Annotated in this window: 15 protein-coding genes; 2 read left to right on the top strand and 13 right to left on the bottom strand. The window is 59.3% G+C overall.

Features of this window, described 5'->3' with window-relative positions; translation table 11 throughout:
- Positions 1-53 precede the first annotated feature (53 nt).
- The 13 genes from gmd to AC3A4H_RS04495 all read right to left on the bottom strand — a co-directional run bounded on the left by gmd (position 54) and on the right by AC3A4H_RS04495 (position 16,325).
- Positions 54-1,094, bottom strand: coding sequence for a GDP-mannose 4,6-dehydratase (gmd, locus tag AC3A4H_RS04555; RefSeq protein ID WP_487765615.1), 1,041 nt, complete (start codon positions 1,092-1,094; stop codon positions 54-56).
- Positions 1,027-2,235, bottom strand: a complete 1,209-nt coding sequence (locus tag AC3A4H_RS04550; RefSeq protein WP_487765614.1) for a glycosyltransferase family 4 protein — start codon at positions 2,233-2,235, stop codon at positions 1,027-1,029. Before AC3A4H_RS04550 ends, gmd begins: the two co-directional genes overlap by 68 nt.
- 313 nt (positions 2,236-2,548) lie before the next feature.
- Positions 2,549-3,889: a glutamate-1-semialdehyde 2,1-aminomutase gene (locus AC3A4H_RS04545; protein WP_487765613.1), complete on the bottom strand. Its 1,341-nt coding sequence runs from the start codon at positions 3,887-3,889 to the stop codon at positions 2,549-2,551.
- 502 nt (positions 3,890-4,391) lie between these two features.
- The gene (locus AC3A4H_RS04540) at positions 4,392-5,612 is read right to left on the bottom strand and encodes a pyridoxal-dependent decarboxylase, exosortase A system-associated (protein WP_487765612.1); all 1,221 of its coding nucleotides are present in this window, start codon (positions 5,610-5,612) and stop codon (positions 4,392-4,394) included.
- 29 nt (positions 5,613-5,641) lie between these two features.
- A complete protein-coding gene (locus AC3A4H_RS04535; RefSeq protein WP_487765611.1) occupies positions 5,642-7,237 on the bottom strand; it encodes an acyl-CoA ligase (AMP-forming), exosortase A system-associated in 1,596 nt (531 codons plus the stop codon).
- A 22-nt stretch (positions 7,238-7,259) separates the two neighbouring features.
- On the bottom strand, positions 7,260-7,556 hold the full coding sequence (locus AC3A4H_RS04530) for an acyl carrier protein (protein WP_487765610.1): 297 nt from the start codon (positions 7,554-7,556) through the stop codon (positions 7,260-7,262).
- Positions 7,557-7,558: 2 nt separating this feature from the next.
- Positions 7,559-9,055, bottom strand: coding sequence for a hypothetical protein (locus AC3A4H_RS04525; protein ID WP_487765609.1), 1,497 nt, complete (start codon positions 9,053-9,055; stop codon positions 7,559-7,561).
- A gap of 602 nt (positions 9,056-9,657) precedes the next feature.
- Entirely contained in the window at positions 9,658-10,374 is a 717-nt protein-coding gene (locus tag AC3A4H_RS04520; RefSeq protein WP_487765608.1) for a DUF1614 domain-containing protein, read from the bottom strand.
- A 513-nt stretch (positions 10,375-10,887) separates the two neighbouring features.
- On the bottom strand, positions 10,888-11,646 hold the full coding sequence (locus AC3A4H_RS04515) for an amino acid ABC transporter ATP-binding protein (RefSeq protein WP_487765607.1): 759 nt from the start codon (positions 11,644-11,646) through the stop codon (positions 10,888-10,890).
- Between the two features lie 29 nt (positions 11,647-11,675).
- Positions 11,676-12,806: an amino acid ABC transporter permease gene (locus AC3A4H_RS04510; RefSeq protein ID WP_487765606.1), complete on the bottom strand. Its 1,131-nt coding sequence runs from the start codon at positions 12,804-12,806 to the stop codon at positions 11,676-11,678.
- A complete protein-coding gene (locus tag AC3A4H_RS04505) occupies positions 12,803-14,011 on the bottom strand; it encodes an ABC transporter permease subunit (RefSeq protein ID WP_487765605.1) in 1,209 nt (402 codons plus the stop codon). The genes AC3A4H_RS04510 and AC3A4H_RS04505 overlap by 4 nt, the downstream gene beginning before the upstream one ends.
- A 68-nt stretch (positions 14,012-14,079) precedes the next feature.
- Positions 14,080-15,111, bottom strand: a complete 1,032-nt coding sequence (locus AC3A4H_RS04500) for a transporter substrate-binding domain-containing protein (RefSeq protein ID WP_487765604.1) — start codon at positions 15,109-15,111, stop codon at positions 14,080-14,082.
- 314 nt (positions 15,112-15,425) lie between these two features.
- The gene (locus AC3A4H_RS04495; RefSeq protein ID WP_348781034.1) at positions 15,426-16,325 is read right to left on the bottom strand and encodes a LysR family transcriptional regulator; all 900 of its coding nucleotides are present in this window, start codon (positions 16,323-16,325) and stop codon (positions 15,426-15,428) included.
- Positions 16,326-16,453: 128 nt separating this feature from the next.
- On the opposite strand from AC3A4H_RS04495, the gene AC3A4H_RS04490 reads away from it, so the two are divergent.
- The gene (locus AC3A4H_RS04490) at positions 16,454-17,731 is read left to right on the top strand and encodes a serine hydroxymethyltransferase (RefSeq protein WP_487765603.1); all 1,278 of its coding nucleotides are present in this window, start codon (positions 16,454-16,456) and stop codon (positions 17,729-17,731) included.
- Positions 17,732-17,894: 163 nt separating this feature from the next.
- A complete protein-coding gene (gene purU, locus AC3A4H_RS04485) occupies positions 17,895-18,791 on the top strand; it encodes a formyltetrahydrofolate deformylase (protein ID WP_487765602.1) in 897 nt (298 codons plus the stop codon).
- Positions 18,792-18,862: the final 71 nt, after the last annotated feature.

Here is an 18,862-nt window from a genome sequence, read left to right as displayed (position 1 = left end):
TGCCTGCCGGTCGGGCTCGCAAGATCGATATCGGTCCTGCGGCCACCCACTTCTCAATGGGCGGACTGAGCCCGCGCCCTTTCACGCGCGAGGTCGGCCGCAACCATCATCTGGGAGAGTTGCGCTACCGTGGTAGCGGGCTTCCAGTCCAAAATCCGCCCTGCCTTGGCAGGGCTGCCGAGCAGGAGATCGACCTCGGAAGGCCGGCGCAGCGCCGGATCGACAAGGACGAGATGGCGCTTGGTCTCGCAACAGCGGCCTACCTCGTTGTCCCCGGTGCCGATCCACTCAAGTTCCATTCCCGCCGCGGCGAAGGATTGGGTGGCAAAATCCCGGACGGTGGTGGAGACACCCGTTGCAAGAACGAAAGTGTTGGGTTCGTCCGCCTGGAGCATGCGCCACATGCCGTCGACGAACTCGCCCGCAAACCCCCAGTCGCGTTTGGCATCGAGATTGCCAAGCGTCAGGCTGGATTGCAGGCCAAGGCTGATACGGGCGGCACCAATGCTGATCTTGCGCGTCACGAATTCTTGCCCACGCAGGGGCGACTCGTGGTTGAACAGGATGCCGGAGCTTGCAAAAATCCCGTAAGACTCGCGGTAGTTCACCGCTGACCAGTGCCCGAACAGCTTGGCCACCGCGTAGGGACTCCTCGGATAGAAGGGGGTCTCCTCCGTTTGAGGAATCGCCTGGACCTTGCCGAACATTTCGGCGGACGAGGCCTGGTAAACCCGGATCTTCGGATTGACGGTGCGCACCGCTTCCAGAAGTTGCAGGGCCCCGACGGCGGATATCTGCGCTGTAAGCGTTGGTTCCTTGAAGGACACGCCGACGTGGCTCTGACCTGCCAGATTGTAGACCTCGTCGGGTTCGGCGGCCGTCAGCGCACGAATGTTCGAGCCGGGATCCGTCAGATCATGTTCAACGAGCGAGAAGTTTTCGTGATCAGCTACCTTGAGCTCAGAAAGGCGCCAGAAGCTCTGCGTGCTCGTTCTGCGGTGTCCGCCAAAGACCCGGTAGCCCTTATCAAGCAGGTGCCTGGTGAGGTAGGCTCCGTCCTGTCCCGTTAGCCCTGTCACGAAGGCCCGCTTCATTCTTCACCCTTTCCTTCACGCCTGCATTGGCGCGGCTATGTGCCTGCCACTTGGCCAAGACCAGATCCCTGAATTCGGTCCGGAAGCGAGCAATGGAAAATCGCTCGGCATGCTGACGAATCGTCGCCGGATCGAATGTGACGGTTGAATTTTCGAACTTCGCGACCACATCGCAGACGGCCTGAGCGCTTTGCTCCCAGAAATGAAAGCCGGTCACTCCATCGATGACGGTCTCCGAAGCGCCACCGCGCCCGAATGCAAGCACGGGCGTGCCGCAGGCCTGCGCTTCCAGCGGGGTAATGCCGAAATCTTCCTCGGCCATGAAAATGAATGCCTTGGCCTCCTGCATGTGCTTCAGGAGAACATCGTCCGGCTGATAGCCGAGGACAGACACATTGGGACCGGCCCTTCTCATGGCGTCCTTGTATTGCGGCCCGTCGCCGATCACGACCAGCTTCTTGTCCGGCATCTGCCTGAATGCTTCGACGATCAGCGGGATCTTCTTGTAAGGGACCATGCGCGAGGAGGTGAAATAGTAATCACCCTTGGTTCCACCGATCCGGAAATAGTTCGTATCCACGCCGGGATAGATAACGTCCGAGTTCCTCCGGTAGGCCTTCCAGATGCGGCGCCCGATATATTCCGAGCACGCAATGAAATGGTCGACACCGTTTGCTGTCCGGGTGTCCCAGATGCGGGCCCTGTGCAGTACTGCCCTGGCTACAACACCCCGAGGCCTGCCATCGAAACGTTGTTCCCTGAGGTATTGATGCTGCAGATCCCAGGCATACCGCATCGGCGTATAGCAGTAGCAAATATGCAGTTGGTCCGGACCCGTGATCACCCCTTTGGCAACGGAATGGCTGTTGGAGACAACGATGTCATAACCGGACAGATCGAACTGTTCGACGGCTATGGACATCAATGGGAAGAAGTATCTGTAGATGCCGGAAAGAGCTTTGAATCTCTGAAGAAAGCTTGTCCGAAAGGTCTTTCCAAGAAAGTGCGACTTGTACCGACCATCGCTGAAATCCACCAGGCAGAACAAGTCCGCCTCCGGAAAATCCTTGAGCATCTCGGACAGCACCTTCTCGGAGCCAGCATAGGTTACAAGCCACTCATGCACGAAGGCTATACGCACCTTGACCCCCAATCGCACCTACTGCGGTGTAGAGAAAATTCGATGTCAAAGACTGATTTTCTTGCACGATGGATTCGAGTATTGAAAGCTGTCCTTTTTTGGCTCGCATCGCTGTGCGCTACTACTTTAGAGGCTGTTCCGAAGAATTGGCCTGATACCGTTTCCCTCAAAACATAAGCCGATCGGGCAGGCGTACTGGTCGTCGCACTGCATTCCGAAATCGGCGATCACGTGGAGGAGCACAAGCCCGGCTGGTGGAAAAACACGGCGTGCCTGGCTGCCTGTCGCTCACTTGTTTGTGGTGGCCGGATGGCTACGGCGATTCCACCATCTGATTGAAACGGCGATAGACCGACTGGGACGGACGTCCGACAAGGAAACGCTCGACACCGCCGTCAAGAGCGCGCGCGTAGACCTCAAGCGCCCTGTCAACAGCGTCAATGGTTTGCGCGACAGCCGCATCGTCGTGAGAGTAGCTGACGACAAGCGACGGCATCAACACGCCGTGCCTGATTGTTTCCTGCAGGAAAAGGGTGCGGAATGCCTGCGACGACTGGCCGTTTTCGTCAAGCGTCGCGTACGCCAGACAGCAGGGGCGTCCGACGATCTTGAAATGGTTGACCAGGCCGTGTCGGCTGGCCGATGTTTCAATGCCTTCCCTCAGTTTTTCCCCCTGCCTGTAAAGGTGCTCGATAACCGGTTCTGCCTGGTAGGTCCGCATTGTGGCGATCGCCGCGGCAAGGGAATGCGTTTCGGCTCCGTGTGTCGTGGAAAGAAGGAAAACCCTTGGACGATCAGTGTGTTCCAAGCCTCCGAGCCGCATGTATTCGCGTTTGCCTGCCAGCGCCGACACGGAAAATCCGTTCGCGAGTGCCTTTCCGAAGGTCGAAAGGTCGGGTTCGATCCCATACGAACCCTGCGCGCCGCCCAGGTGCCAACGGAAGCCGGTGATCATTTCGTCAAGGATTAGCAGCGCGCCGTTCTCGCGGCATAGCCGTTGCGTCTCGTGCAGGAAGCCGTCTCGAGGCTCGTCGACGCGTGAGGGCTCGAGTATCAGGGCCGCTATCTTGCCCGCGTGCCTTGCGAACAACTCCTTCACACTGGAGAGGTCGTTATAGCGGAAGGTGACTGTCAGCCCCCTCACAGTGCCCGGAATCCCTGAGTTCATCGCTGTGGTGCCGATGAACCAGTCGTCGGTGGAGAAGAAGGGATGGTCGGCACAGCACGCAACAAGGTCCCGGCCCGTATAGGCTCGCGCAAGGCGGACCGCGCCCGATGTCGCATGGGAGCCGTCCTTGCAGAACTTCACCATTTCGGCGCCCGGAACGAGGTCCAGAAACGTTTGTGCGCACTCGACCTCGATTCTCGTCGGACGCGTGAAATTGCAGCCGTCCTGAAGGGCTTTTTCTACCGCCCTCAGCACGGGAGGATAGGCATGGCCGAGACCGACCGCGCGGTTGCCCATGCCGTACTCGATGTACTGGTTGCCGTCGACGTCCCAGACGCGGCAGCCGGAGCCGCGTTCTATGAAGCCCGGAGCAAGTACGGGATACTGGTCATCGCCCTTTGCGTAGGTATGGCAGCCGCCGGGAATCAACGTGTGCGATCGCTGCTTCAGACGAGCCGAGTTCTCGAAACGCCGAAATTGTTGCATCTGGCAGCCCTTGTAGTCGCCGCCAGTGTACAGCCCGCGAAACGGATTTCGCTTCCGCAATGTGTGGGTGGTGCATCGGGGAAAAGATGTAACCGCAGGACATGTGCCGCCGAACGCAGCCCATGTGTCTGCCCACATGGCTTGACGACTTGCTGGACGCGGGGCTTCCCAATTGTCAGGCGAGATGGTCGACCACGGCCTTCTCCGTTGATGGGCGGCGCCATGCCGCCGGTTGTGTATGGTCAATCCTCCGCAAGTCTCACGTAGCAGTTGGCTGGGGCGTAGCGGGCGGTGATGATCAGGAACCTGGAGTTAAGGGGCGTCGACCATCAGTTGCGACATTATTATTATGTCGCGGGCCTGATCAGTTTTGCGGTCAATCTGTTGTATCTGGCGGGGCCGATCTACCTGCTTCAGGCCAATGACTGCTGCGCCGGACGCGACAGGTCCCAACCGCATGGAGACATTGGTTAGAGCTCGGATGGCCGGGGTCTATGCAGTTTTAAACCAGAATTTCAGGGGGGAGAGGATGGCTTAAGAAGTTGACAGGACTAGCCGTCAGGCCATAGGCGCCAGACTGGAAGACAACTATGAGATCGCCAACCTCCGCAGTTGGCAGGTACTCTCGATCTGCAAGTAAATCAAGCGGAGTGCACAAACAGCCGACGATGCTCGCTTTCTCTTTTTCTGGCTGGTCCATACGGTTGCCTATGGCGACGGGATAGTTGCGCCGAATCAATTGGCCAAAGTTGCCTGATGCGGCCAGTTGATGATGGAGGCCACCGTCGGTGACCAGAAAAATCTGACCCCGCGACACCTTGCGATCAATGATGCGGGTCACATACAATCCAGCCTCGCCTACAATATAGCGACCAAGTTCCATGATCACCCGAGCCTCAGGCAACGCTGGCCTCAGCCGCTCGCGGATTAGCCGTCCGAGATTCTTGCCGACTGAATGTACGTCGAGGGGCGTGTCGGAGGTGAAATAAGGAATGCCAAACCCACCGCCGATATTAAGGTAGCGGACTGGCGCGGAGGCATGCTGGGACAAGGCAATCGCCAGATCGATAGTTTGCTCTTGCACCTGCTGCAGAATATCTGAGCGCAAGTTCTGCGAGCCGGCGAAGATGTGAAAGCCAATGAACTCGAGATCCGAGTGGGCGACCTCGATCATCGCCTGCGGGACCTGCTCAGCGTCGATACCGAACTGGCGCGGCCCACCGCCCATGCGCATGCCTGCGCCTTTCAACTCGAAATCGGGGTTGACGCGTATGGCGATGCGCGGGCGCAAGCGTTGACGTCTGGCCAATTCAGCAATCCTGCCAATCTCGCCCAGGGACTCCACCTCAATGACCACATCGGCTGCGACGGCCTGTGCAAGTTCCTCCACCGACTTGCCAGGTCCGGCAAATCCGATGTGCTTGGCAGGCATCGGTGTATCCAGCGCCGTCTTAAGTTCCAGGCCAGATGCCACGTCGAAGCCATCAACCAAGCCAGCCAGGTGCTGAACAACTGCAGGCATTGGATTGGCCTTTATGGCGTAGTGAAGCGCAACTTCATCAGGAAGGTGCGTGCGTAGAGCTTGAATTCGTCGATTGAGTAGCGAGCGATCATAGACGAAGAAGGGTGTTTGTCCGACCCGATCAGCGAGCCGTGTCAGGGGAACTCCTCCGACATGGAGACAGCCATCATGCCTTGCAAAGGTGCTGATGGTCGGGTGCATCTCAGGTCTAGTTTCATTCATCCAATACCTCACTCAAATGAGTTGATGAATTCGGCTGCCAAAAGCTTTCGATCGATCTTTCCATTTGAATTTCGGGGCAGTTCCTCCCGCTCGACAACTGTAAGTGGCACCATGTACTGAGGCATGCTGCGTCGGCATTTGCGCAGCAGCATGTCTTTATCCAACTGCCCATCGCTGGGCGGTGTTGCAACCACCACGATGGCTTGGCCCAGTCGGGGATGAGGAACACCGAGTGCGGCCGCAGCGCCGACGTCCCCGGTGGAATAAAGGAATTCTTCGACTTCTGTCGGGCTGACACGATACCCGGAGGTCTTGATCATTTCGTCCTGACGGCCGACAAAATACAGGAAACCTTCGGTGTCGCGGCGAACGCGGTCGCCCGACCAGACTGCTATTTCCGACAGGCACAACCGAGATGTCTGTCCTGGCGCCGGTCTGAAGCGCTCTGCGGTGCGCTCGGGGTCGTTCCAGTAGCCCATTGATACGAGTGCGCCGCGATGTACCAGTTCGCCTTCCTCGTCGGGCTCACACAGAGTGCCATCAGGACGGACGACGAGGATCTCTGCGTTAGGAATGGCCTTGCCGATCGAATCCGGGCGACGGTCGATCTCTGCCGGATCGAGATAGGTTGATCGGAACGCCTCGGTCAGGCCATACATCAGGTAGGGTCTTGCCTTCGGCAGCACAGCCCTCAAACGGTCGAGCACGGCGCGTGGCATGCGGCCGCCTGTATTGGCGAAATAGCGGACGTTCTGGGTGGCAGCTTGCGGCCAATCAAGCTCCGCAAGCTGGATCCAGAGCGGGGGCACGCCGATGATGCCGGTAATCTTTTCCTCTGCACATGCCCGCACCACTGATCCGGGCAACATGTAATTGTGAAGGACCACGCAAGCACCCACCTCGAATGCGGTTGTGAGCTGGCTCAAACCGGCATCGAAGCTAAGGGGAAGGACAGACAAAATCCGGTCATCAGCACAATTTTCCAGGTAGGAACTCACGCTTCTTGCGCCTGCCACGATATTGCGGTGGGACAGCACGACGCCCTTGGGTTTCCCTGTACTCCCGGACGTGTAGAGGATTGCTGCCATATCGCTGTCAATCATCTGGCCAAGCGGGCCGTCCTTTCGGATTGCGGAGGCCTCGTCCCATGTCACCATAGTGGGTCTGATGCCATTCTGTGCAGGCCCCACACCGTCAACCGTCAAGACAAACACGAGATCAGGGCATGTCGCCAAGTCTTCCGCCAGCTCGGCAGCCCGTGCTTGTGACGTCACCAAGAGGCGTATATTGCAGTCGCTCAGAATATAGGCGACCTGCCGCGATCTCAGGATCGGATTGATTGGAACGAAGACGCATCCTGCAGCGGCCGTGGCGAAAATAGAGATCACTGTCTCGAAGCGCTTCTCCAAGTAGATGCCGATGCGGTCTCCCCGCTTCAGCCCTAATCCGAAAAAACCTCGCGCAATGCTTTCGACCCGGTGCCAAAGATCATCATAGTCAACAGACTGCCCCTGATAGCTCACTGCAGGACGGGTAGCATGACAGTGTGCTGCGCTTTGAACGAGGTGATGGACGAGATAGCTCATCGCATTGGTTCCGTTCATGGATCCTTTGTCCGGGCAGCGTCTATGGCAGGCCTATCCTTGTACCGCTTCCGGCGGCGAGGAGGCCTTTATTGCCGTAGGTGCCGACGAGTTCCGTGATTGAGTCGATCGTATCAAGCAGCATCTGGTCGAAGTCGGCGCCAGCCAAGTCGACCCCGAACTCAGCCTCCATAAACAGGATGAGTTCGACCGCGTCGTATGAACTTAGTTGCCCGGATAAGAACAATGAATCGGAGTCATCGAAAGGGTGCCGACTTCTACTTTCCGGCAGCCGCTCTCTGACGAAAGCTCGAAGCTTCTCACGCACGCTTGCATCCATGACTAACCCCCAAAGAGATGGAACAGGAAGGAGAAATGTTGGGCCAGGGAGTACTGACGATCTTCATCGCTGAAGATGAGAAGTATGCAGAAGAACGTTGCGACCCCTAACGGGGCGAGCACATGTCTGCGGAACGCGTTCATGGTCGCCGGATCCTTGCGTGGCCGCAGTTGGGAAACACCGATCCCCGCTGACAGCACCACGCAATAGAATAGGTATGTCTGATATCCCGCGACGGCATTCAACAAGCCCATGCTCTGTACGTATTCAATGTCGCGGATGAAATGATAGAAAGCATTTCCGACGCCTGCGGCCATGAAGGTCGCGAAGAGAAGCCGGATTCGCTTGTGCCGCTTGAAGCACTGGAAGAACGTCGGATAATAATAGAACTCCACAAGTAGTTCTTTGAAATAGAAATAATACCTGTTCCAGAACTCGGCGATGGTGCGGGACGCCAAGGGCCGGTAAGTATTTCTCAACAGGCGGAAGCCAGCCATTCGGGCGCACGCAACGATCATATGACCGGCGATCGCCAGACCCATCAGGGCTTCAAAAAAGTACGTGATCAGGGCCAGCGAAGACAGGTACCATGGGTAAGGCATACCCGCTGCATGGCGTTCGAATGCATCCTGGTAGAACGGTATGTGCATAGCATCGTGAGACACATAACCGAACGCAACAGATATGGCCTTCAAGACGTAGACCCACGCGAGCAGCTTCACTGCCTTTATCTGAGTGATTGCCAGATCGTCTGCATTGGCGGCCTCCACTTTTCGCAAGTACGCCGCCCCCTTTCCAAAGGGAGTGGATGTCCCTCCCCAAAAAGGGTGGATAGTTCCGAGTTGAGCGAGAACAGGCCATCGATCCTTGCTGCCCTGGTCACGCAGGGCATACGCAAGGAAAAAGAAGGACCCGCACAGTGCGAACAAGAACGGCCACAGCAAGCCTTGAGCAGTGCCGTTGAGAACCCCTGTCGCGGCAACCATCACCAGGGCTATGACCAAGACATGCAGGTATAAGACAGGCCAGCGGAAGATCAGGAATTGGCGGAAGCGGCAGGTTAGGAAGATCAGACCTATCGAAAAGGCCAAAACGGAAGCGAAGACAGTGAAATTCTCTAACTTATATGATTGAAAGCCCAGAAACAGGAGGGTAATGGCGGTCAAAGCCCAGCGACGGTACTGTCCAGCATAGGCGCAAGCAGCAGTCCCCACGACCATGAATTGCCACGGGTATTTTGTGGGGAAGAGCAAAAGTCCGAATATGCATAGCAGGGCCACTCGTCCTGCATAGGTCTGGGCGAATGCAACAACACGCGGATAAGTCTCGACTTGTGGGATGAGCCGCAGGCGGCCAGTCAGCAGTAATGTAAAGAGTGACTTGAGATGAGGCTTTGCAGTTATCCAGCGCGAAGACTTGTTGATGTGCGACCGTTCTGCACTGTGTGGGATCTGGAGCTGGCTCTCAGCGGATATAGAGCTGTGATTGCCTCGCCACATCCTCTGGTTCTCCACGATTGCGATGTTGTTGAATGCTGTTGTCGATCGCCAGCTTAGACGTCTCTTTTGACGCCAAAAGCATCTATCGCTACGTCAAAGAATTCTTGGAAGACGTCCCCTACGCGACAATTCGTCGGCATGTGCTAAAGTTCGGACTAGCTTTTCGCTCGCAATCTGCGCCGACTGCTGTCCTGGCATACCCAGCGAGGAGTCACCAAGATAAACAAATTTATATCTCGCCCTGACCGGAAGGGTGACTCTCCAAAAAGGAGAGCCCCCAAAAGTGGATGAGGCACTGCCGCACACCAAACATGCGCGAGGAGGCAAGAAAGTCCTCTGCGTATTTCCGGGAATGCTTCGAAGCCGGATAAACGGGCATTTAACCTATTCGGGAGACTTCATATAATTGGCGTTCAATTGCGATGCCGTAGCTGGGAGCGTCGGCGCACAAATTTGCCCCGTTCAGTCGAGCAGCCCCCATCAGTTTCAAGGGGCGAAATTTCCATTGAGCCGTGGCCGCAGTCGGCCTGAAGCAGATTCTTCAGTGGAAGCTGTGCCTGACGGCTCCGCGCCGCTAGCTGCGATGAGCGGCCGGATTGCTTTCAGGAGGCTGTTGGACCCGTGTCCTCCCTCCGCGGTGAAATGCCGGTGATCAGTACCGCAATGACACCTGTCAGGAAAACAGCATCGAAGGTTCCCGCGCCACCGATCGACAAAATGGGAGCACCGAGTTCGGCAAGCTGCCCATAATTGAGCAAATCGCCCCCGATCAATGTGCCCAGCGACCCGGCGATGTAAGCAAGCGGTGCGGCGCTCTGGCGTGACAGCAGCAGCGCCAAAACCGTCGCTGCTATCGCCGGGATGAACACCGGTACGGCTATCCCCATCCCCGGGACGGCGGACGAGAACCAGTAACAGATCGCGGACACCACGGCCGTCGCCAACAGCCCGGCAAACCAAAGCCGCCATCGAATGAGCAGAAATACGGACATGACCACCGGAATGATCGCTCCACCCACATTTATCGCGAGCACGGTGCCACCCCAGTCCGTTGGTGGCGGGATTGGATAGCGCATGCCGAAGAATTCGACCATTTGATCCGCCATGACGGAATCCGTCGAAATCACCGTGAGGGGAATGTTGATGCAGCTTCCGATCAGGGAACCGATCAGCAAGAGCATGGCTTGGGCTGGACTGAGGCCCAGTTGCCGATAAGCGCGCCTTATCAGGCCGAGGACCAATACAAGGAAACCAACCACAACGAGAACGACGAACAATGCAGGCGCAAGCGGAAGGTAAAGGAACTGGTTGATGTCCATTGTAACCTCGGCTGCAACGGCCCATGGAAGCTAAGCCAAGCGACCCGGTCGCCGACCGGGAGACGCTACGTGGGCACGCCTCGCGCGAAATCGCTGCCGCGATGTGCCCTTTCAAGCGCCAACTCCATTGCTTGCTGGATCAGACTACAGGTGTTGGCAAGGAATGGCTACGAGCGCCTGCAGAATTCCGCGGCGGCCTCCTCCGGGGTTTCACCGGCCGGCTTGAAATAGGTGGCCTCATCGCAATCCCGCGGATCGAAGCGCGATCTGCCATGCAAGATGAACTCGTGGAAGCAGACGTCACGGGTGACTATGCTGGGGACATGGTCGCGCCAGTTACTTTAGCGAAGAGGACGGGCGTGTCCTCGACGTTGGAGGATGACCTTTCTTCTGGATCGCATCGGAGCAATCGCGTATTGCCAAGCCGTTACCGGCCAGGCACCCATGCGTCGCAGCAGTCCTAAACTTTAGCGCGAAGTTATCCGGACAGAATTCAACCTGACATCTCCGCACTTAATGCTTGAGTACGCGGCTGAGGAACGACTGCGCGCGTTCGTTCTTGGGCTGGGTGAAGAACTCGTCCGGCTTGGCTATCTCCAGGATCGCGCCCTGGTCGATATACACGATGCGGTCTGCAACCTCGCGCGCGAAGCCCATTTCGTGGGTAACGATCATCATGGTCATGCCGTCCGCCGCAAGTTTGCGCATGACGTCCAGCACTTCACCGACCATTTCGGGGTCGAGCGCGGAAGTCGGCTCGTCGAACAGCATCAGATGAGGTTGCATCGCCAGCGACCGGGCGATAGCGACGCGCTGCTGCTGGCCGCCGGAGAGCTGCGCCGGATATTTGTGCGCATGGGCGGTCAGGCCGACCTGTTCGAGCAGGCTGCGGGCGGTCGCCTCGGCTTCCGCCTTCGACTTCTTGCGCACGCGCATCGGCGCAATCGTGATGTTCTCCAGCACCGTCTTGTGCGGAAAGAGGTTGAACTGCTGGAAGACCATGCCCACGCCCTTGCGGATGGCGGCGAGTTCGCGCTCACCGCCGAGCTTGCGATCCTCTTCCACCGGCATCTGGAAGCCGTCGACCCGCAGGCTGCCGTTCTGGTACATCTCCAGGCCGTTCACGCAGCGGATCAGGGTGGACTTGCCGGAACCGCTCGCACCGAGCACCACCACAACTTCGCCGCGCGCGACGGAAAGGTCGATGTCCTTCAGCACGTGATGCGTGCCGTAGAACTTGTTCAGACCTTTCATTTCAACGATGGCGTTCATTGAATTGACTCCATTGGGGTTGAGGCCGCTCATCGGGTGCCTCTTGCAAGATGGGCTTCGAGCTTGCGGGCCACAAAGGTGATCAGGGAGCCCACAAGGAAATACGCCACGAACAGGAACGAGTAGACCTCGTAGGTGCGGTCACCGTACTGAGGATTGGCAAGGATCATCTGTCCGGCCCGAAGGAAATCCGTGAGCCCGATGATGAACACCAGCGGCGCTGCGTTGAAGATATCCAGCACGTTGCCCACCAGCGGCGGCACCACCACCCGGATCGCCTGCGGAAGCACGATGTAGCGATTGATGTCCAACTCGCTCATGCCGAGCGAGCGCGCGGCTTCCGTCTGGCCGCGAGGCACCGCCTGCAGGCCGCTGCGCACATATTCGGCGACATAGGCGGAATAGAACACGGTGAAGCCGATCATGCCGCGGGCAACGTCAGCCAGGCCCCATTGGGGCGCCAGCACCGGCATCAGGATCCAGATCCAGTAGACGACCAGGATCAGCGGCACAGAGCGCATGACCTCGATATAGGCGGTGCAGATCAACCGCACGCTGGACAGGCGGCTACGGCGCCCGAATGCCAGCAAAATGCCGATCGGCAGCGTCACGATGGACGTCACCAGAGTGATGAGCGCGCTCAGCAGCAGGCCGCCCCAGAGGCCGACGCCGGGCGGGGCCAGCACCGCGAATATTGCGATGAGGCCGACGAAGCTTGCCGGCACCAGCGCGCGCCTGACGGGGGGGTAGTGAGACGTGAGTATCCACCCGCCGACCGAAATCGCGATCGTGGCGAAGAGGAACATCGAGTTCGTGAAATCGCCTTCGGCCGTCAGGAACAACACCGCGAGGAGGGCGACCGCCACAAATGCGGCATGGCGGCGCCGGAAGGCAAAGACACAGCCGAGTGCGGCACCCAGCAGCGCGCCGACGATGATCACGGTGGTCCATGCGCGCCAGGCCTGGTCGGCGGGGTAGATGCCGATCATCAACACGCGCAGGCTTTGCGGGATGATGTCCCACTGCGCCTTCGTCAGAACCCACGCGACCGCCTGATATATGAACCAGAGGCCGCCCGGGATCACGATCAGCGACAGCAGTGCGTCAAACGGCTTTCCGAAGAGGTTATGCCGGGACCATTTCAGCGATTTGGCGATCATCGCGCAGCCCCCTGGCCGGTGAGACGTTTGTCGGCCCAGGAGACGAGCGCGCTGATGATCCAGCTCAGGATCAGATAGGAAACCATGACGATGATGATGCCCTCAAGGCTATGGCCGGTCTGGTTTGCGATGGTTCCGTAGATGTTGAAGAGTTCCGGATAGCCGATCGCAATTCCAAGCGCGGTGTTCTTGGTCAGGCTGATGTACTGGTTGCCGAAGGAGGGCAGCACGACGCGGAAGACCTGCGGGAGGATGATGTCGTTCACGGTGTGGCGCCGGCTCATTCCAAGAGAGGCTGCGGCCTCCCACTGGCCCTTTGGCAGCGCGTCGATGGCGCCGCGCACGATCTCGGCGATGTAGGCCGCGCTGTTGACGACGATCGCCAGCAGCAAGGCCGCCATTTCGGGGCTTATGCTTGTGCCGCCATGGGCCTGGAACTTCGAGGCGATCGGATAGTCGAGTACAACCGCGCCGGTGGCCAGCATGAGGCAGAACAGCGCCAGCGCCGAAGCCGCGCAGATCCACCGCAGCTTCACGCGCGGGTTGAAGATCGCTCCTGCGGCGGTAACCAGGGCTGCGGCCAGTAGTGCAAGCGCCACCCAGGAACCTTCACCCGCCCAGACGGGAACCGGAAAATAGAGGCCCTGCTGGCTGATGATGATGCCGCCATAGAGCTTGGCTGCGGCAGCCAGCGGCGGAAAATGCAGCACAACCGCGAAATACCAGAACACGAGCTGGATGAGCAGCGGCGTGTTGCGGACGAACTCGACGCACCAGAATGAAATATTGCGCACCACCCAGTTGGTGGAGAGCCGGCCGACGCCAAGGAGCGTTCCGAGCACCGTGCTCAGCACAATGGCGAGAATGGCGATCTTGATCGTGTTTACGAGGCCGCTGACAAAGGCCTGCGCGACCGAAAGGTCCGCCGTGAAATCGGTGAAGCCGGGCCAGAAGCTTCCGTCGAAGACAAAGGTCTTGCCTTCGCTGATGTCGAAGCCGGCGGCGTCCAGGAGGAACGAGAAGCTGAACTTGATGCCGTGTCTTGCCAGACCTTCTTTGACGGCAACGGCAAAGATTGCAACCAATCCGATGGCTGCAGCGATGATAGCGAGCTGAATGGCTTCGTGCCTGAGCCGATTGCGCCGCCGCCGCCGCGAACCATCATTTGCGGGGAGATGGTACGCATCCGTTTGTTCAATGGTCATATCGAAGTACCAAACGCTTTCTCAGAGTCGCTGAGGCGGAAGTTCCGCCTCAGCGAGCATGTGTTGGATCAGTTCCAGAGGGGCGAGTAGATCGCGCCGCCCTGCGTCCAAAGCGCGTTCGGGGTGCCCTTGCGGTCCAGATACATCGTGGTGTTCGGGCCGAGGTTGCGATCGTAGATTTCGCCGTAGTTGCCGACGGCCTTGATGGCCTGGGCGACGAAGTCTTCCGGAAGGCCGAAGTCCTTGCCATAGCCGGCGCCCACGCCGAGGAACTTCTGGACGAATGGATCTTCGCTCTTCAGCTGTTCATCGAGGTTTGCCTGGGTGATGCCGGACTCTTCCGCCTGGAACAGGCCGAAGCTGATCCAGCGCAGCGCGTTGCGCCACTTGGAGTCGTTGGCGGCGACGAAACCGGCAAACGGCGACTTGTCGAGCGTGTCGGGAAGGATCACGTAGTCGGCCGGGTTCGGCGAGTTGCCGGCCCAGGCGGCGAGTGCCGACTTGTCGGTGCTCATCGCGTTGCAGCGGCCCGAGTTCAGGGCTGCGAACAGCTTCTCGAGGTTCTCATAGGTCAGAACCTTGGAGTTCTTCCAGCCGCGTGCCTTGAAGGCGCCGGTCAGAACCGTCTCGGTGGCGGAGCCCTGCGTCGTGCAGATGGTGGCGCCGTCGAGATCGGCGAACTCCGTCACGCCGCTGTCGGCCTTCACCATGATGCCAGTGCCGTCGTAGAAGTTGATCGGCAGGAAGTCGATCGCAATCGACGACTCGCGCGCCGGCTTCATGGTGGTGTGCGCGAAAACGACGTCGACCTGGTTGGTCAGCACGGCGTCGAAGCGGCTCTTGTCGGTAACGGTGACGAACTTGACCTTCGAGGCGTCGCCCAGGACCGCAGCGGCGACGGCCTTGCAGAAGTCGACGTCCAGGCCTTCCATCTGGCCCGTCGTGGTGTTCAGATAGCCAAAGCCCGGCGCAGTATTGTCGGTGCCGCAGTTCAGCGACCCGCGCTGCTTGACGGTATCCAGCACCGACGCCGACGCCTGGGTGGCGGCAAAGGCAAGCCCGGCAAACGCGCCGGCCGCCAGGATTTTCATAAGTTTCATCGCATTCCTTCCCATATGACGAAAATGTGCGTGGACACGCAGTATGGCTGCATCGTGGCGTAGAATTGAAAGGGCGATAGGCAACGGCGGCCATCAGCCGTTCTTGAAGCAAGCGGCTTCCGCCATCTGGCCTATTTTCGCTGTTGAGGTTCCTCCCGCAAGCGCGCCCATCAATCGACCGCCGCAGGATAGAAATGCGGTATATTCAGGTCTACTTAATTCTCCTTGACTTACAGTTTAGAAAAGATGGGCAATCGCCGTGGGGCCACCGCGAGCCGAAAGCCAACTGGCGCGTTGACTGCCTTGCCTTTGCGTCAATTCAGGGGCCTGGCCCGACCTTCGATCTGCGCAATAAAGGCCTGCAGGGCAGGGCTGCGCTTTTCGCCTTTGCGGAACGCCAGCGAGATCTTGCGCCGGATTTCGGGCACCACCTTGCAGACCCATACATCCTCGAGGTCGTTGCTTGCGCGCAGCCCAGGCAGCATGGAGATGCCGTAATTCTCGCGGATGAGCGCAATGGTGACCTCAAATCCCTTGCAGCGCGCCACGATGTGCGGGTTGAAGCCCGCCGCCTGGCAGGCATCGGTCAGCATCCGCGTATAGGTCGAGGAAGCCGTGTCGATCGCCCAGCGTTCGTTCCGCAGTTCCTGCAGGGTAACGGTAGGCCGCTCAGCGAGGTGGTGGTCTTTGGACACCATCACATTGAAGATGTCTTCCATGAGCGGGATGGTTTCGAGATTTGGGTCCAGCGCGCCCGGCGGCACGTTCAGATCGTCGATGATCGCCACGTCGGTCTGCCAGCTGCGCAGTGCGGCAAGGCTCTCGGCCGGTTCCATCTCGTCGAACTGGACGATCAGTCGGGGATGCAGCTGAAGCAACTCGCGCACGGTGCCCGGTATCAGCGCCGCGGCAACGGAGGGGAACGCCGCCACGCGCAATTCGCCGGCAATTACCTTCTTCAGTTCGGCAATGTCGGCGCGCGCCGATTCCAGTTCGGCAAGAATGCGCTCGGCGCGTTCGACGAGCTGCTGGCCGGCCAGCGTCAGGCTGACCCCGCGGCCGCGGCGCTCGATCAGGTCAATGCCGACCTCTTCTTCCAGGAGGGCAAGTTGCTGCGACACGGCCGAGGGCGAGACGTAGAGCGCCTCGGCCACCGCCGCCATGGTCTTGCGGATCGACAATTCGCGTAGGGCGCGCAGCCGGGCGAGATCCATCTTCAGTCTCCATTCTGCGCAAAATCATTAGCAAATCAGAACGCATATGCAAAGATTATTAACTTTTTCTGGATCAAGGAACTCACTAGGGTTCTCTCAATACCTTCAAGCGGTATCCGGAGATAACCATGACCGTTCATACGAAAAACCATTTTAACGCCTCGGTTGCCGAGCGCGACCCGCTCATTGCCCAGGCGCTGGATGGCGAGAGGAAGCGCCAGCAGAGCCAGATCGAGCTCATCGCGTCCGAAAACATCGTCAGCCGCGCGGTTCTGGATGCTCTCGGCCACGAGATGACCAACAAGACGCTCGAGGGCTATCCGGGTAACCGTTTCCACGGTGGCGGCGAGTTCGTCGACATCGTCGAGCAGGCTGCGATCGACCGTGCCAAGGAGCTGTTCAATTGCGGCTACGCCAACGTCCAGCCGCATTCGGGAACGCAGGCAAACCTGGCCGTCTTTTATCTGCTGCTGAAGCCGGGCGACAAGGTTTTGTCGCTTGATCTGGCCGCCGGCGGCCATCTGTCGCACGGAATGAAGGCCAACCTTTCCGGTCGCTGGTTCGAGGCACACAACTACGGCGTGAACCCGGAAACCGAGGTGATCGACTACGACGAGATGGAACGCGTGGCGATGGAAGTCCGTCCCACCCTGCTGATCACTGGCGGGTCGGCCTATCCGCGCGAACTCGACTTCGAACGCATGGGCCAGATCGCCAAGAAGGTCGGCGCTTGGTTCCTGGTCGACATGGCCCACATTGCGGGTCTCGTTGCCGGCGGCGTGCATCCCTCGCCGTTCCCGCATGCCGATATCGTCACCTGCACCACGACCAAGACGCTGCGCGGCCCGCGTGGCGGCCTGATCCTGACCAACAACGAAGACTGGTACAAGAAGCTGCAGTCGGCCGTCTTCCCCGGCGTGCAGGGCTCGCTCCACAGCCAGGTTCTCGCCGCGAAGGCGATCTGCCTCGGCGAAGCGCTGCAGGACGACTTCAAGGTCTATGCGGCCCAGGTCAAGGCGAACGCCAAGGTGCTGGCCGAGACGCTGTCGAACCGCGGCATTCGCATCGTTTCTGGCGGCACGGACACGCACATCGTGCTGATCGACCTGTCGACCAAGGGGCTCATCGGAAAGCAGGCGGAAGTCGTGCTGGCGCGCGCCAACATCACCTCCAACAAGAACCCGATCCCGAACGACAGCCCGCGCCCGCCGGAATGGGTCGGCATGCGCCTTGGCGTCTCGGCTGCGACCACCCGCGGCATGAAGGAAGACGAGTTCCGCACGCTCGGCAACGTCATCGCCGATCTCATCGAGGCGGAAGCGGCCGGGAATGCCGATTCCGTGGTTGAAGCTTCCAAGGCCAAGGTCACCCAGCTTGCCGAGGCGTTCCCGATCTACGGGAACTGACCGTCCCGGGCTGTAGCCGGATCAACGAGAATGTCGCGCGGGCTGACGTCGCGCGCGGCATTCGCCACGCCAGGCCGGGGCTGGTCCGCGGAGACTGGATCAACTGCGTTGTGAGCCATCGCGCGCCCTGTGCCTGAACGGCACCCGATACGGAATATCGTCCATGTCCAGCCAAAACCCCCGCTTTGCACTGCGCGTCACATGCCCCTCGATCCGCGGCGTGACTGCCGCGATTGCCTCCTACCTGGCCGAGAACGGCTGCAACATCTCCGACAGTGCACAGTTCGACGACGCGGCCACCGGCCGCTATTTCATGCGCGTCAGCTTCCAGTCCGAAGAGGGGCGCACGCTGGAGCAGCTGCGCGAGGGTTTTGCGCCGCTCGCGCAGAAGTACCAGGCGGAAGCGGAATTCTTCGACGAAATGGCCAAGCGCAAGGTGCTGCTGATGGTCTCGCGCTTCGGGCACTGCCTCAACGATCTCCTGTATCGCTCGCGCATCGGTGCGCTGCCCATAGACATCGTGGGCGTTATCTCCAACCACATGGACTATCAGCGGGTCGTGGTGAACCACGACATTCCGTTTCACTGCATCAAGGTGACCAAGCAGAACAAGCCCGAGGCCGAAGCTGCGCAGATGCGCATCGTCGAGGAATCGGGGGCCGAACTCATTGTGCTCGCCCGGTACATGCAGGTTCTTTCGGACGAGATGTGCCGCAAGATGTCCGGTCGGATCATCAACATCCATCATTCCTTCCTGCCCAGCTTCAAGGGCGCCAACCCCTACAAGCAGGCCTTCGAACGCGGCGTGAAGCTGATCGGGGCAACCTCGCACTACGTGACCGCCGATCTCGACGAGGGTCCGATCATCGAGCAGGACACGGTGCGCGTCACCCACGCACAAAGCGCCGATGACTATGTGAGCCTCGGACGCGACGTGGAAAGCCAGGTTCTGGCGCGCGCGATCCATGCGCATATCCATGGCCGTGTGTTCCTGAACGGCGACAAGACCGTCGTCTTCCCGCCGTCGCCCGGTTCATACGCTTCGGAGCGGATGGGCTAGCAAGGCCTGCCGGACCAAGCCCGGTGTCCCGGCAAGCTCGACCCACCGACATCTGCACGAACAGTCCATCG

It is taken from the genome of Pseudaminobacter sp. Soil_N_29 (genome assembly GCF_057656055.1).
Note: the sequence above shows the minus strand (reverse complement) of the source record. Positions and strands in the feature narration are given on the sequence as shown.